Source organism: Stenotrophomonas sp. (assembly GCF_032061965.1).
In the GTDB taxonomy this organism is placed as follows: Bacteria; Pseudomonadota; Gammaproteobacteria; order Xanthomonadales; family Xanthomonadaceae; genus Stenotrophomonas.
Map to the genome: position 1 here is coordinate 1 of NZ_DAMBEF010000005.1, position 13,713 is coordinate 13,713.

Genomic DNA, 13,713 nt, shown 5'->3' on the forward strand with positions numbered 1-13,713 from the left:
TGCAGTTGCTTGTGCAGTTGCTTGTGCAGTTGCTTGTGCAGTTGCTTGTGCAGTTGCTTTGGCTTTTGCTTCTCGCTTTTGCAATTGCCTTTGCTTCTATGGCGTACCTTCTCCCGCTTGCGGGAGAAGGTGCCCCGAAGGGGCGGATGAGGGGAGCTTTAAAAGCTTTGGGTCTGCTTGCTAGAAGCTTCCCCTCACCCCAACCCCCGCTCCGCGCCCCGGCCCTTGCGCCGGCGCAAGGGCGTTCGATGGGCAGCGAACCAATGGTTCGCAAGCTGCCCTCTCACCCCGCGCGCGGGAGAGGGGCTTCGCAGCTGCAATCGCAGGATTGATGCAGCACTTCACTGCTGCAATCGCCAGCTCTACCGCTGTGTGGTCACAACAAACTCGGGGCGCCATCGCGCCCCGAGTCATCATTCAATCTGCCTGATCAGATCGGGTCGCCGTTGAAGCTCTCGCCCTTGATCTTCTGCCAGTCGCGGCTGACGAACTTCTCGTCGATCAGGGTGCGCTGCACCAGCACGCCGTTCTTGTACCAATGCCAGATGCGGTTGCGCATCTGCCCGCAATCGGAGAGCTGGATCATTTCGTACAGCTCCAGACCTTCCTCGCCCTTGCGCTTCCAGTACAGCATGACGGTGCGGTGGTAGTCGTCCAACGGCACTTCAGCCGCCCAACCGTAGATCAGCTCGTTGTCGAAGATGACCCGGCCAAATTCGTAACGGGTCGGGAAGTCACGCACTTCCACCTTGCCGTCGGCCCAGCTGTAATGGTTGGTCTGGTGGTAGGGGACGTTCTCGTCGCTGGGGAAACGGCAGATCAGGCGCGACTTGTGCTCGTCGATCTTGTCGCCGTTGGCATCGTAGTAACGGTACACGCCGTCCCAGACGCCTTCGTGGCGGGCCAGCAGTGGCAAGTGCAGTTGCATGTTCGGCATTGCGGTTTTCCTTGTGGTCGTGTTGATGTCATCAGTTGAGGCCGGGCCTCATTCGTTGCGAAGTGCATCCATCACTTCTTCCATCGGCACGTCCATAGCACCGCCTTCCAAGGCCTCGGTTTCCTGCTGCACGATGCGCAGCACCCGGGCGATGTATTCCTTCATCCACAGCGTCCGCTGGGCTTCGGCCTCACGGTCCGGTCGGAACTGGTCCAGTTCTTCGCGGCTGAGCAGGCCCTTGTTTTCGATCAAGCGTTCCAGTGCGTCCAGGCGCTGGTGGGTTACCGCGTTCTCCATGGCGATGGCCATGGCGATGGAGAGCACACGCTCGACATCCGGGTCCTTGAAAAAGTACGGACGCTTGCCACGGGCGCGGCTGCCGGCCAGGGCGATCGGATCGATGCTCATGCTTTCCAGGCTCCAAACATGGTCCACAGCGCAGCGCGGCCGTGGTCTTCGCCGCTTTCGCTGGCGACCGGGAAGATGTCCCGATCGACCACGCCGCGGACCTTGGTTTCGAAATAGCGGTCCGCCTTGAAGCCGGCTGCAGCCATCATCTGGCGCAGGTCGTATTCGTGCATCACGCTCCAGAACGGCTCGTTGTTGTTGTACGCATCCCAGTCGCGGATGAACTGCTCGTACGGGTCCATGCCGTGATACTGCGGCTGTTCCAGGTGCGCGGTGAGGCCACCGGCCGCCAGCAGGCGATGGATCTCGCGCAGCTTGCGCGGCATCGCCGTGGCCGAGCTTTCGTGCCAGAACATCGCGGTGGTGATCAGGTCGAACGACCCGTCCGCATAGTCCAGCGCTTCGCCGTTGGCCTGGCGGAAGCTGATGTTGTTCACGCCCAGGGCACGGGCACGCGCATGTGCGTAGCGCAGCATCGGCGCGGCCACATCGATCGCAATCACTTCGGCCTCGGGAAAGGCCTGCGCCAGCGGCACGATGTTGTGGCCGACCGTGCAGCCGATATCGAGGATGCGCCGCGGTTTGAATTCGGGGTGTTCTTCCTTCAACCACTGCGCCAGTGCCTGGCCACCGCCATCGTTGTAGCGGCCGAGCATGCCGCCGGTGGTGGCGAAGATGCCGCAGTCGTAATTGGCCGCCGCAGATACGTCATCGGCCAGCAGTTCGGTGTGGTAGCCGCCGGGCATGCAATGGATGTCAACGGCGCTGGAATAGCGCGGCACCTTCACCGATGCGTCCAACTGCAGGCCATCGTCACTGGCGTTGAGCACGCGCGCCTTGTCGATCAGCGCGTCCACCTGCTTGAGCACCAGGCCGCGACCGGCCTGCTGGCGCATTTCCATGCTGCTGCGGCGCAGGGCGCTCCAGGTCTGGTAGATGCCATCGGCAGCCATCGCCTTGCGTACTTCGTGGCGGGTTTCCGGGGCGCGGCCTTTTTCTTTTTCGAACGCCGGCTTCACCCGCTGCTCGTAGGCCAACTTGACCTTCGGACTGAGCTGGGTGGCCAGGTAGCCGTTGAGATTGGCCAGGAAGTCGAAGCGCGCGGTGTCGTCATGTGCGCTTTCGGGAAAGACCGCGTGGCGGCCGACGTGCTGCCAACTGGGGGGCAGTGCTTGCTGGCTCATGGCGACTCCTGGGCAGGTATTAAAGTTCTAATGTTATGACTATATGTCATGTTGGTCTGGACACCGTCAAGCGGCCCGACCATACCTATCGATTCTTTTTTCGCTGGCCGGTGTTGGCACCCCGCCGCGACTGCCTGCGGGTCCAGCCAAGGACCGAGCGATTCCCCGAATCTATCAAATGTCCGGACAAGCGACAGTGCCGAATTTCACATGTCGCCCGGCAAAATTTTGTTGCAAAGCAGCATGTTGCGCAACTTGGCGCAGTGACCACCGGTTTCCATTTTCACGCCTGCGAGATGGGCCGTGGCGTCTGCGACAAAGGTGTTACAAATGATTGGACAATCATGTACTAATGATATAGCTATATGTCATCTTTGATGGGTCAATGGGCCTGTCCTATGTGGTCTGAAGCAGTTGTGACCTTGGTCGCGGCGCTTCCATCAACCGGGGGGTAGACGTGATACGAATGTCATCGGTTTTGCTGGCTGCTGCAATTGCACTTTCGCCACAGGCGCAGGCGCTGGATCTGCAGTCCGAGCAGGGCAGCGTGGAAGCAATGGTGAAGCTGCGTTGCTCGCTGGACCCGAAGCAGGAAGAGATCCTGTGGTGGGCAGGCACGCTGTTCTCGCAGGAACCCGGGCAGAAGCCGGCACCGCTGCTGGGCTTCGAGGGCTACAACATCTGCCGCGCCGAAAAGCAGGCCGATGGCGTGTGGCGCCTGTACACCCGCGAGCTGACCTTCTACCGCGACCTGAAGACCGGCAAGATCATCGACAGCTGGGACAACCCGCTCTCCGGCGAACGCAACGAAGTGGTGCAGGTTGCCAACGACCCGGTCAACACCGTGCTCAACGCACCGGGGCGTCCGCTGCACCTGCCGTGGGTGGAAGCAGGCGACCAGGTGATGTTGACCCTCAACATTCCGCTGGCCTATCCCAACCCGCTGCAGCCCAGTGAATTCCCCGCTGAATCGACCGGCCCGACCTACATGGGCTCGGAGCACTTCATGTTTTTCGCGCCGCGCGCGGACCTCGAAAACCCGGCGCTGAAGAGCGTGCCGGTCACCTACGGCTGGACCCGTGTCGGGCCGTGGCTCCCCTGGATGAAGCTGGGCACCCGCCCGGGCAATCTGCTGTACATCGCGCAGGGCAACAAGCGCGTCTCGGTCAGTGAACTGCCTGCCGATATCCAGGAACTCGTCCGTACTCGCTATCCGGAGTACGCACGTGCACCTGAAACCTGGGTGCAGCCCAACGTCACCAGCTGGAGCTACTACAAGCAGCTCAAGCAGGGCGCAGCGGCGAAACAGCAGGACTGAAGTACGGAAACACTGGACGGAACCCTCCCCCAAGACGGCGCATCCATCCTCCCAATCCATTCCGATCAAACTTTCCAGTCGGGAAATCCATGAAAACCATCAAGCCAGACCTGCTGTGCTCCTCGATCGCCCTTGCGCTGCTGCTGTGTGCGGGCAATGCCGCCGCCGCTGACAGCGACGAAGCGGGTGCACCGCCGGCAGCCAACAGTGACGCCGTACAGAGCCTTGACCAGATCACCGTGACCGCACGTGGCGTGTCCGAGCCGTTGCAGCAGATGCCGTTGCCGATCACCGCGATGTCCGAGCAGACCATCGAGAAGAAGGGCCTGACCGACGTGCGCGACATCGCCAACCTGTCGCCGAGCTTCTCGTTCAAGTCCGGCTACGGCCGTGGCTTTGACCGTCCGGTGATCCGCGGCATGTCCAACATCCAGGGCGAAGCCAATGCCTCGTTCTTTATCGACGGTATCTACGTCGAAGGCGACATTTCCAGCTATGGCCTGGAAAACATCCAGCGCGTGGAAGTGATCCGTGGCCCGCAGTCGGCGGCATTCGGTCGCCGCACCTTCTCCGGCGCGGTCAACTTCATCACCAAGCGCCCGGGCAGCGTACCCGGCGGCAAGCTCACCCTGGGCGCCGGCAACTACGGCCAGGAAAAGATGGGCCTGTTCTACTCCGGCGGCAATGAAGACGGCTCGTTTGGCTACGACGTCAGCCTGAACAAGCGTGGCAACGACGGCATCTTCTACAACGAAGCGTCGGGCAAGAAGGATCTCAACGGCACCGAAACCATCAGCGGCATGGCCGCCATTGCATGGTCGCCGACCGAGGCGCTGGATATCACCGCGCGCGTGATGAAGCAGAAGAGCCGCGACCAGCACTTCGCCGCCGCGCGTCTGGGCAGCGATAACCTCAACTGCTACCTGCCGGAAGAAACCGGCGGCCTGTACTTCGGCCTGTATCCGATCCTGGAGTCGCGTCGCCGTGGCTACTACTGTGGTGAGCTGAAGGCACCGTCGGACTACGCGCTGAACACCCGGGAGTTCGAGACCGCCGGCTACTTCTCCGGCCGCAAGACTGATCTGCTGCGCACCAGCGTGGTGGTGGACTACCTGTTCGCCAACGGCTGGAACCTGACCTCGACCTCGGCCTACAACAAGAGCGAAACCTACGCCGCCAGCGACCAGGACTACAGCGACATCCGCGGTTACGGCGGTGCGTTCGAAAGCTTCACCAACAGCGGCGTCAAGAACTGGTCGCAGGACATCCGCCTGAGCAGCGACCAGAGCCTGGACGTTTCCGGCATGGTGGGTGCGTACTACTACGACCAGCAGGCGCAGCCGGGCTGGGGTGGCGACCTCACCGGCTACACCATCGGTGGCAGCAAGGTGGTCACGCCGATCGCGACCAACCCGAATGACAAGACCGTCAACAAGGCCCTGTACGGCCTTATCAACTGGCGCATCACCGACAAGTGGACCACGTCGCTGGAAGGCCGCTACGCCCGTGACGAGATCAGCAAGGGGGGCGTCGACACGCGCGTGCTGGGTGCCAACACTTATACCCAGGCCTATGCGCTGGACAAGACCTTCAGTAGCTTCACCCCGCGTTGGACCTTGAGCTACCAGGCACAGGACAACATCAATCTGTACGGTCTGGTCTCCAAGGGCACCAAGCCGGGCGGCTTCAATACCGATGTCTACCGTGCCGACTTCCAGGAATCCGAGCGTGATGCGCTGATCGCCCGTGGCCTGGCCTCGTACAAGGAAGAAGAGGCATGGAACTACGAACTGGGCATGAAGAGTGATTGGCTGGACGGCACGTTGCGCGTCAATGCCAACATCTACCAGATCGACTGGACCAACCAGCAGCTGACCGAAACCGGCCCGGTGACCCGCAAGAACGGTTCGCTGTTCTCCACCAGCTACACCACCAACGTGGGCGAATCGCGCATCCGTGGCTTCGAGCTGGAAAGCCAGTGGGCGTTCGCACAGGGTTGGCTGGCCAGCCTGGCGTATTCGTACACTGATGCGGAGATCCTCAAGTTCCTCAGCCAGGACCAGGCTGACCTGTTCTCCAGCAGCAATGCACCGACCCTGAGCGATCCGGCTGCCGACGCCGCCGGCTACACCCTGCCGCGCGTACCCAAGCACAAGGCGACGCTGGGCCTGATGTATGACGGCGCGTTGTCCAATGGTTGGGAATACACCGCCAACATGGACGTGAACTACGAAGGCAAGCGCTACATCCAGGTCGACAACCTGGCCTACATCGGCGCTTCCACCCGTACCAACTTCCGTTTCAGCATCCGCCCGACCGAACAGCTGCAGGTCTCGGCCTACGTCAACAACGCGTTCAATGACCGCACGCTGGAAGACGCGCAGCGCACCATCAACCCGGATGCCTACGTGGCGCTGCCGGCTATCCCGCCGCTGACCGGCTTGGCGGTGAGCAACCTGCGTGACTTCGGCCTGACCCCGTCGCTGCCGCGCATGTACGGCGTGGAAGTGAGCTACAAGTTCTAAGGAGTGCTGCGTGGCCGGGAGGGTGCGGTGCACCCTCCCGGCTGACGCGTGTTGGGCTGTAACGAAACACCATCAGTTTGTCATTCCGGCGAAGGTGGGATGGTGAACAAGGAATGGGGCGTTCCGCTTGCTTTTGTTCGTCATTCCCGCGAAGGCGGGAATCGCTCTGGCTCTGGCTCTGGCACTTTGGGTTTGTGGCAGGGCGTTGAGGGTGCGGAAACACGGCAGGAGCAGAAGCAACGGCAAGAGCAAGAGCAAGAGCGATTCCCGCCTTCGCGGGAATGACGGCTTTAGAAACAGAAGCAAAAGCACCAAAGCAAAAGAACCACAGCAAAAGAACCACAGCAAAAGAACCAAAGCAAAAGAACCAAAGCACCACCCGACCCGTACCACAGGTTCCTCCAATGCAACGACGCGATTTCATCAAGGGAGTTTCAGGCATGGCTGCACTGTCGATGCTGCCTGGCCTGCTGCACGCCAAAGTGCCAACCAGCGACGTCATCGTGGTCGGTGCCGGCCTGGCCGGTCTGGCCGCCGCGCATGCGCTGGAAGCCGGTGGTGCCCGCGTTACCGTGCTGGAGGCCAATCCGCGTGTTGGCGGCCGCCTGCAGACCGTGGTGCGCAATGGCATCCGCTTTGAAATCGGTGGCGTGGAAGTGGGCACCGGCTATGAGCGCGTGCATGCCCATGCCAAGCGCGTGGGTGTCGGCATCGAGCCGCCGTCGGCCGCCTTGCCGACCGCCGCGGGGCTGGGCCTGGTACTGGGCGACAGGCTGGTGCCTGCGCTGCAATGGGGTGAGAGCCCGCTCAATACCCTTCAGGGCCGCGAACATGGCCTGTTGCCGCCGATGCTGCTGGCCACCGCAATGGGTGAGCTGGGCCTGCCGGCGGTGGACAGCTGGCGCGACCCGAACAATCTTTCGCTGGATATCCCGCTGGCGCAGCTGATCGCCAGCAAGGGCTGGTCGCCGCAGGCGCTGCAATGGATGGATATCGGCAATAGCTTCTCCTCGCTGCAGACCATCAGCGCGCTCGATGCCCTGCGCCGTGATGCGCTGCGCCGGTTCGGTTCCCGGGGCACCGGTTGGGTGCAGGGCGGCAGCCAGGCGCTGCCCGAGGCCATGGCCGCCTCGTTGGCGCAGCCGCCGGTGCTCGATGCCCAGGTCACCCGTGTGGAGTCGGCGCGCGGCACGCTGGAAGTGCGCTGTGCCGACGGCCGCCGTTTCCGCGCCGCGCACCTGGTGCTGGCCCTGCCCAGCGGGCCGCTCAGCCGCATCGCCATCGATCCGGCACCGCCGGTGGCGCAGCAGGATGTGTGGTCGGCCCGCAGTTCCAATGCGGTGACCACCGTGCACCTGCATCCCACCCGCAAATTCTGGGAAGACGACGGCCTGCCGCTGTCGCTGTGGGGCGATGGCCCGCTGCAGCGCGTATTTGCCGTGCCCGGCGCGGATGGCCAGATCAACCGCCTGATCGTCTGGCTCAACGGCGCCATGGCCCAGCAGGCCGACAAGCTCGACCGTGAGGCCCGTTTTGCCTGGACCATCAACGCCATGGAGCGCCTGCGCCCGGCATCCAAGGGCGCGCTGGTGCCGCTGGAGACCCGTAGCTGGGGCAATGACCCGCTGTCCGACGGCGCGTTCTCCGAAATCGCCCCCGGGCGCTTCGCCGAGACCCTACGCTGGGCCAACGCCCCGTTCGGTCGCATCCACTTTGCCGGCGAACAGACCGAACTGCACGTACCGGGCATGGAAGCCGCCGTCAGCTCGGGCGAGCGTGCAGCTGCAGCAATTCTTTCAGCCTGATTGAACTACCTTATCCCCTACCTTCCGGGCGCGGATGCGCCTTCCAGAGACAGTAATGAGCCTGAAGACACTGAACCCCTACGATTTGTTCGACGTGCGTTCGCTGCTGAGCGAGGAAGAACGCGCTGTACAGGATTCCGTTGCCCGTTTCACCGATGAGCGCGTGCTGCCGATCATTGGCGATTGCTTCGACCAGGGGCGCTTCCCCACCGAGCTGATTGGCGAAATCGCCGACATGGGCCTGCTCGGCAGCTCGCTGCCGGAACAGTACGGCGGCGCCGGCCTGAACAGCGTCAGCTACGGCCTGATCTGCCAGGAACTGGAGCGCGGTGATTCCGGCATCCGCAGCTTCGTCTCGGTGCAGAGCTCGCTGTGCATGTATCCCATCTACGCCTACGGTTCGGAAGAGCAGCGCATGCGCTGGTTGCCGGACATGTCGCGCGGCAAGGTGATCGGCTGCTTCGGCCTGACCGAAGCCCACGGCGGTTCCGACCCGGCCAGCATGAAGACCCGTGCCGTGAAGGACGGCGGTGATTGGGTGATCAACGGTTCCAAGATGTGGATCACCAATGGTTCGGTGGCCGATATCGCCATCGTCTGGGCCAACACCGACGAAGGCGTGCAGGGCTTTGTCATCGAGAAGGGCACCCCGGGCTTCACCGCCCAGGAGATCAAGCACAAGATGAGCCTGCGTGCCTCGGTGACCGGTGCGCTGTTCTTCGACAACGTGCGCGTGCCCGATGCCAACCGCCTGCCCAACGTGAAGGGCCTGAAGGGTCCGCTCGGCTGCCTCACCCAGGCCCGCTACGGCATCACCTGGGGCCCGCTGGGTGCGGCCATCGCCTGCCTGGACGAAGTGCTGGCCTATACCAAGGAGCGCATCCTGTTCGGCCGCCCGGTCGCCGCCACCCAGAGCGCGCAGATCAAGATGGCCGACATGGCCCGCCGCATCACCGCCGGCCAGTTGCTGGTACTGCAGCTCGGCCGCCTGAAGGACGCCGGGCAGATGCAGCCGCAGCAGGTGTCGCTGGCCAAGTGGAACAACTGCCGCCTGGCCATCGACATCGCCCGCGAATGCCGTGACCTGCTTGGCGGCGCCGGTATCACCACCGAACATGGTGCGATCCGCCATGCGCTGAACCTGGAGTCGGTGATCACGTACGAAGGCACCGAGACCGTGCACCAGCTGGTGATCGGCCGCGAGCTGACCGGCATCAACGCGTTCTGATCGATGGACGGCTTGCACACGACAATGCAGGCCGTCTGCCTGCGGCAGGTTCCCCAAGGCATGCCGCAGGCGCAGGACTTTGAACTGCGCCAGCTGCCGCTACCGCTCATCGGTGACGGCCAGCTGCGGGTGCAGGTGCAATGGTTGTCGCTGGACCCCTTCCTGCGCGCGCAGCTCGGTTGCCGCTACGCGGTGCCTTGCCCGCCGTTGGGCAGCATCGTGCCGGGCTACGGCATCGGCACGGTGGTCGAGGACCGCAGTGGGCGTTTCCAGCTGGGTGACGTGGTTACCGGCATGACCGGCTGGGCCGAGTTCGCGGCAATGGACGCAAACGCCGCGTCGTTGGTTGATGCGGCACTGGCGCCGGTCAGTACCGCGGTCGGCGTGCTCGGTATTCCCGGCCTCACCGCATGGGCCGGTGTGCGCAGGATCCTGCAACCCAAGGCCGGCCAGACCATCTTGGTATCCACTGCCGCCGGTGCCGTTGGCAGCGTGGTGGGCCAGCTGTGCAAGGCCGCCGGTTGCCGCGTGGTCGGCATTGCCGGCAGCGCGCAGAAGTGCGCCATCGTCACCGATGAATTCGGCTTCGATGCCTGCGTCAGTTACCGCGATGCGGATTTTGCTGCGTCGTTGCGCGCGGCCTGCCCGGACGGCATCGACGGCTATTTCGACAACGTCGGCGGTGCCGTGCTGGAAGCGGCGCTGTCACTGCTGCGCCTGCATGCACGGGTAGTGCTGTGCGGGCTCAGCGATCAATACAACCGTGCCGAACGCCCGGCCGGCCCCAACCTGGGCCCGGTGATCGGGGCGCGCGCGCGGCTTGAAGGCCTGGTGGTCTACGACCATCTGGGCGACTTCGCGCAATGCCGCAGCGAACTGGCGCAGATGATCGCCGCCGGCACGCTGCGCTACCGCGAACACATCCACGACGGGCTGGCCACTGCGCCGGCTGGTTTCATTGGCTTGCTCAATGGCGACAACCTGGGCAAGGCGCTGGTACGGCTCTAAGGAACACGCATGACCCAGATCCAACGGCGCTTCCTGTCCGTCAACGGGCGGCAGGTGCATTACCGCATTGCCGGCAGTGGCCCGGCGCTGGTGCTGATCCACCAGTCACCGCAGAACTCGCGGATGTGGACAGCGATGATGCAGCGCTATGCCGACCGTTACACCGTGATTGCACCGGACACGCCGGGCTTCGGTTATTCCGATGCCTTGCCCGGCAACCCGATGACAATTGCCGATTTCGGTGCCGCCACGCTGCAGTTCATTGATGCACTGGGCCTGCAGCGCTTCGCCGTGTTCGGCATGCATACCGGTGGCCTGATCGCGACCTGGCTGGCCTGGGCCAATCCTTCGCGTGTGGCCGCGCTGGTGGTAGATGGCTATGCCGCCTTCACCCCGCAAGAAAGTGCACTGTATGGCGATGCCTATCTGCCGCCGTTCGTGCCGCAGTGGGACGGTTCGCACCTGCGTTGGCTGTGGTCGCGCATGCGCGAGCAGAAGTACTACTTCCCCTGGTATGACGGCCGCGCCGAAGCGGCGATGGCGATTGCACCGCAGACCACCGACAGCAGCCGTGAGACGGTGATGGACGTGCTCGACGTGGGCGATACCTACCGCGCCGGTTATGCCGCTGCGTTCCGCCACAACGATCACTTCTGGTTGCAGCAGCTGCAGATGCCGTCCTGGCTGGTGTACCGCCATGGCGATCCGTTGTTGGCGCACATGCCGCGCCTGCGCGACCTGCCGACCAACGTGACGGTAGTTGAAGAGCCCAACGGCATTCCCGCCATGCACGACAGCATGGACGGCTGGTTGGCGCAGAGCCTGGCGAACGAGCCGGCCTTTGTCGAAGCTTCCACTGCTGTCACCGCATCGAACAACTGGCAGCGTCGCATCATCGCCACCGCTGCCGGTGACATGGCGGTGTGGGAGCGCGCAGGGCAGGGTGCATTGCGCCTGTGCCTGCACGCGCCGGGCACGCGCCCGCTTTCACCACAGCAGATCGATGCCGGTGACAGCGCATGGTTGCTGCCCGACCTGCCAGGCCATGGCGCCTCCTGCGAAAGCGACAGCCCGCTGGATGCCGCGACGCTGGTCGCTGCACTGTGCGATGCCATTCCCACAGACAAGGGCCTGCCGCTGGTGATCGAGGCGCATGGCGCGGCCGCTGGCTATGTGCCCGCCTTGGTGGATGCATTGGGCCCGCGCGTTGCCGAGGTGGTGCTGCATTCGCCGTGGCTGCTCAACGCCGAGGAACAGGCCCTGCTGCTGCAGGGCCTGCCGACTACGGTCATTGACCGTGCTGGCGGCTATCTCTGCGACGCCTGGCAATGGGAGCGCGAACGCCACCTGCTGTGGCCGTGGCTGCCGCCCAGCGCTGCCGCCCGCCGTCGCGTCGATGCGCCCGCACCCGCGCTGGTGCATGCCAACGTGGTCGAGCTGCTGCGTCTGGGCGCGCGTCTGCATCCCTTGTTGCGCGATGTCACCACGCCCGATCTGAGTACCCGCCTGCGCGCCTTGCCGGTGCCGCTGCGCGTGCTCACCGACCCCGAATCCGATTACCAGGGGCGCGCTGCCGCCCTGTCTGCCTGAGCTGAAGGACCCCCATGAGCAACGACACCGCAAACGCCGTCATCGACCGCCTGCAAACCAGTTGGGGCGGCAGCATCGTCACCGATGCCAGCGAGCTTGAGTACTTCTCCACCGATGTCTATTCGCAGGGCAAGCCGCTGCTGGCGGTGCTGCGCCCGAACGATGCGCAGCAGCTGGCCGATGCGGTCAAGCAGCTCACCGACGCCGGCGTGGCGGTGATCGCCCGTGGTGGCGGCATGAGCTACACCGGCGGCTATACCGCCGCGCAGAGCCCGGCGGTGCTGGTTGATACCGGCGCGCTGGACAAGATCGTCGAGATCAATCTGGAAGACGCCTACGTTGTGGTCGAGGCCGGCGTTACCTGGCGCGCCCTGAAAGAAGCACTGGATGCCAAGGGCGTGCGCACGCCGTACTTCGGGCCGATGTCCGGCTCGCATGCAACCGTGGGCGGCGGCATGTCGCAGGGTGCGATCTTCCACGGCACGGCCCGCTATGGCTGCTCGGCCGACGTGGTGCTGGGCCTGCAGGTGGTCACCGCCAATGGCGACATCCTCACCACCGGCTCGGCGGCTGCGGCCAATACCTCACCGTTCTTCCGCTGGTACGGCCCGGACCTGACCGGCCTGTTCCTTGGCGATTGCGGCCTGCTCGGCATCAAGACCCGCATCGTGCTCAAGCTGATTCCGAAGCACGCGCATATCGACTATCTGTCCTGGCAGTTCCCCACCGCTGAAGGCCTGTTTGCTGCGCTGGGCGTGCTGTCACGCAACGGCCTGGCCAGTGAAACAGCGGCCTTCGACCCGGCACTGACCCGCGTGCGCATGCGCCGCGCCGGCCTGTCCAGCGACGTCAAGGCGCTGACCAATGTGATCAAGAAGGGCGGCCTGATCTCCGGCCTGAAGCTGGCGGTGAAGGGCCGCGACATCGTCGACCAGGAACAGTTCTCGCTGCACATCACCCTGGAGGGCGACAGCGCCGCCGAAGTGGCCGACCGCGTTGCCCGCGCGCGCAAGCTGGTGGGCGAGTTTGGTGAAAGCGTGGAACCGTCCATCCCCAAGATGATGGCGGCCAATCCGTTTGCCGCGTGGAACTCGATGTTGGGCCCGCAGGGCGAGCGTTGGGCGCCGGTGCACGCGCTGGTGCCGCATTCCAAGGCCACCCGCATGTTCAACGCGCTGCAGGATCTGTTCGCGCGCGAGCAGGAAACCATGGACAAGCATGGCATCTTCATCGGCACGCTGTTGTCCAGCGTGGGCGCGCAGACGGTGGTGATCGAGCCGTGCATCTACTGGCCGGACAGCCATAACGCCTTCCACCAGCGCACCGTCGATGCCGACCACCGCGAGCGCATTGGCTGCCCGGGCGAACATCTGGAAGCGCGCGCCGCGGCGGATGTTCTCAAGCGGCAGATCGCCGACACCATGCGCGCGCACGGTGCGGCCAACCTGCAGCTGGGCAAGTTCTACGACTATCGTGCTGGGCGCGACCCCGCCGGGCTGGCCCTGCTCGACGCGATCAAGGCCCAGCTCGACCCCAAGGGGCTGATGAACCCGGGCGTGCTCAGCCGCTGAGGCTGGCAAAGCAACCCCTCTCCCGCCCCCGCGTTCGCGGGGGCACCCTCTCCCGCAAGGGGAGAGGGGCTTGGATCCTGCAGCTTGAGGCAGCGCTCGAAGCTGCTTTAGCCCCTCTCCCCTTGCGGGAGAGGGGCTT

At 64.1% G+C, this 13,713-nt stretch carries 10 protein-coding genes; 7 read left to right on the forward strand and 3 right to left on the reverse strand.

From position 1 onward, the window contains the following. Positions 1-430 precede the first annotated feature (430 nt). From RT460_RS03690 to RT460_RS03700, 3 genes are read right to left on the reverse strand one after another with little or no spacing between them, the layout of a single operon-like run. Positions 431-937 carry a hypothetical protein gene (locus RT460_RS03690; protein WP_313317229.1) on the reverse strand — a complete coding sequence of 169 codons (507 nt, stop codon included), beginning with the start codon at positions 935-937 and terminating at the stop codon, positions 431-433. A 48-nt stretch (positions 938-985) separates the two neighbouring features. Further along, positions 986-1,345 (reverse strand): hypothetical protein, encoded by a 360-nt coding sequence (locus RT460_RS03695; protein WP_057626960.1) that lies wholly within the window; start codon positions 1,343-1,345, stop codon positions 986-988. Next, positions 1,342-2,529 carry a class I SAM-dependent methyltransferase gene (locus RT460_RS03700; RefSeq protein ID WP_313317230.1) on the reverse strand — a complete coding sequence of 396 codons (1,188 nt, stop codon included), beginning with the start codon at positions 2,527-2,529 and terminating at the stop codon, positions 1,342-1,344. Before RT460_RS03700 ends, RT460_RS03695 begins: the two co-directional genes overlap by 4 nt. Positions 2,530-2,995: 466 nt before the next feature. Between RT460_RS03700 and RT460_RS03705 the strand changes: the two genes are divergently transcribed. From RT460_RS03705 to RT460_RS03735, 7 genes are all read left to right on the forward strand, one after another. After that, entirely contained in the window at positions 2,996-3,847 is an 852-nt protein-coding gene (locus RT460_RS03705) for a DUF1838 family protein (protein WP_313317231.1), read from the forward strand. Positions 3,848-3,936: 89 nt separating this feature from the next. Beyond that, positions 3,937-6,372, forward strand: a complete 2,436-nt coding sequence (locus RT460_RS03710) for a TonB-dependent receptor (protein WP_313317233.1) — start codon at positions 3,937-3,939, stop codon at positions 6,370-6,372. Between the two features lie 404 nt (positions 6,373-6,776). Further along, positions 6,777-8,177 carry an NAD(P)/FAD-dependent oxidoreductase gene (locus tag RT460_RS03715; RefSeq protein ID WP_313317234.1) on the forward strand — a complete coding sequence of 467 codons (1,401 nt, stop codon included), beginning with the start codon at positions 6,777-6,779 and terminating at the stop codon, positions 8,175-8,177. Between the two features lie 55 nt (positions 8,178-8,232). Further along, positions 8,233-9,405: an acyl-CoA dehydrogenase family protein gene (locus RT460_RS03720; RefSeq protein WP_057626965.1), complete on the forward strand. Its 1,173-nt coding sequence runs from the start codon at positions 8,233-8,235 to the stop codon at positions 9,403-9,405. A 3-nt stretch (positions 9,406-9,408) separates the two neighbouring features. After that, a complete protein-coding gene (locus RT460_RS03725; protein WP_313317235.1) occupies positions 9,409-10,413 on the forward strand; it encodes an NADP-dependent oxidoreductase in 1,005 nt (334 codons plus the stop codon). Between the two features lie 9 nt (positions 10,414-10,422). Then, a complete protein-coding gene (locus RT460_RS03730; protein WP_313317236.1) occupies positions 10,423-12,003 on the forward strand; it encodes an alpha/beta fold hydrolase in 1,581 nt (526 codons plus the stop codon). Positions 12,004-12,017: 14 nt separating this feature from the next. Then, a complete protein-coding gene (locus RT460_RS03735) occupies positions 12,018-13,574 on the forward strand; it encodes an FAD-binding oxidoreductase (RefSeq protein WP_313317237.1) in 1,557 nt (518 codons plus the stop codon). Positions 13,575-13,713: the final 139 nt, after the last annotated feature.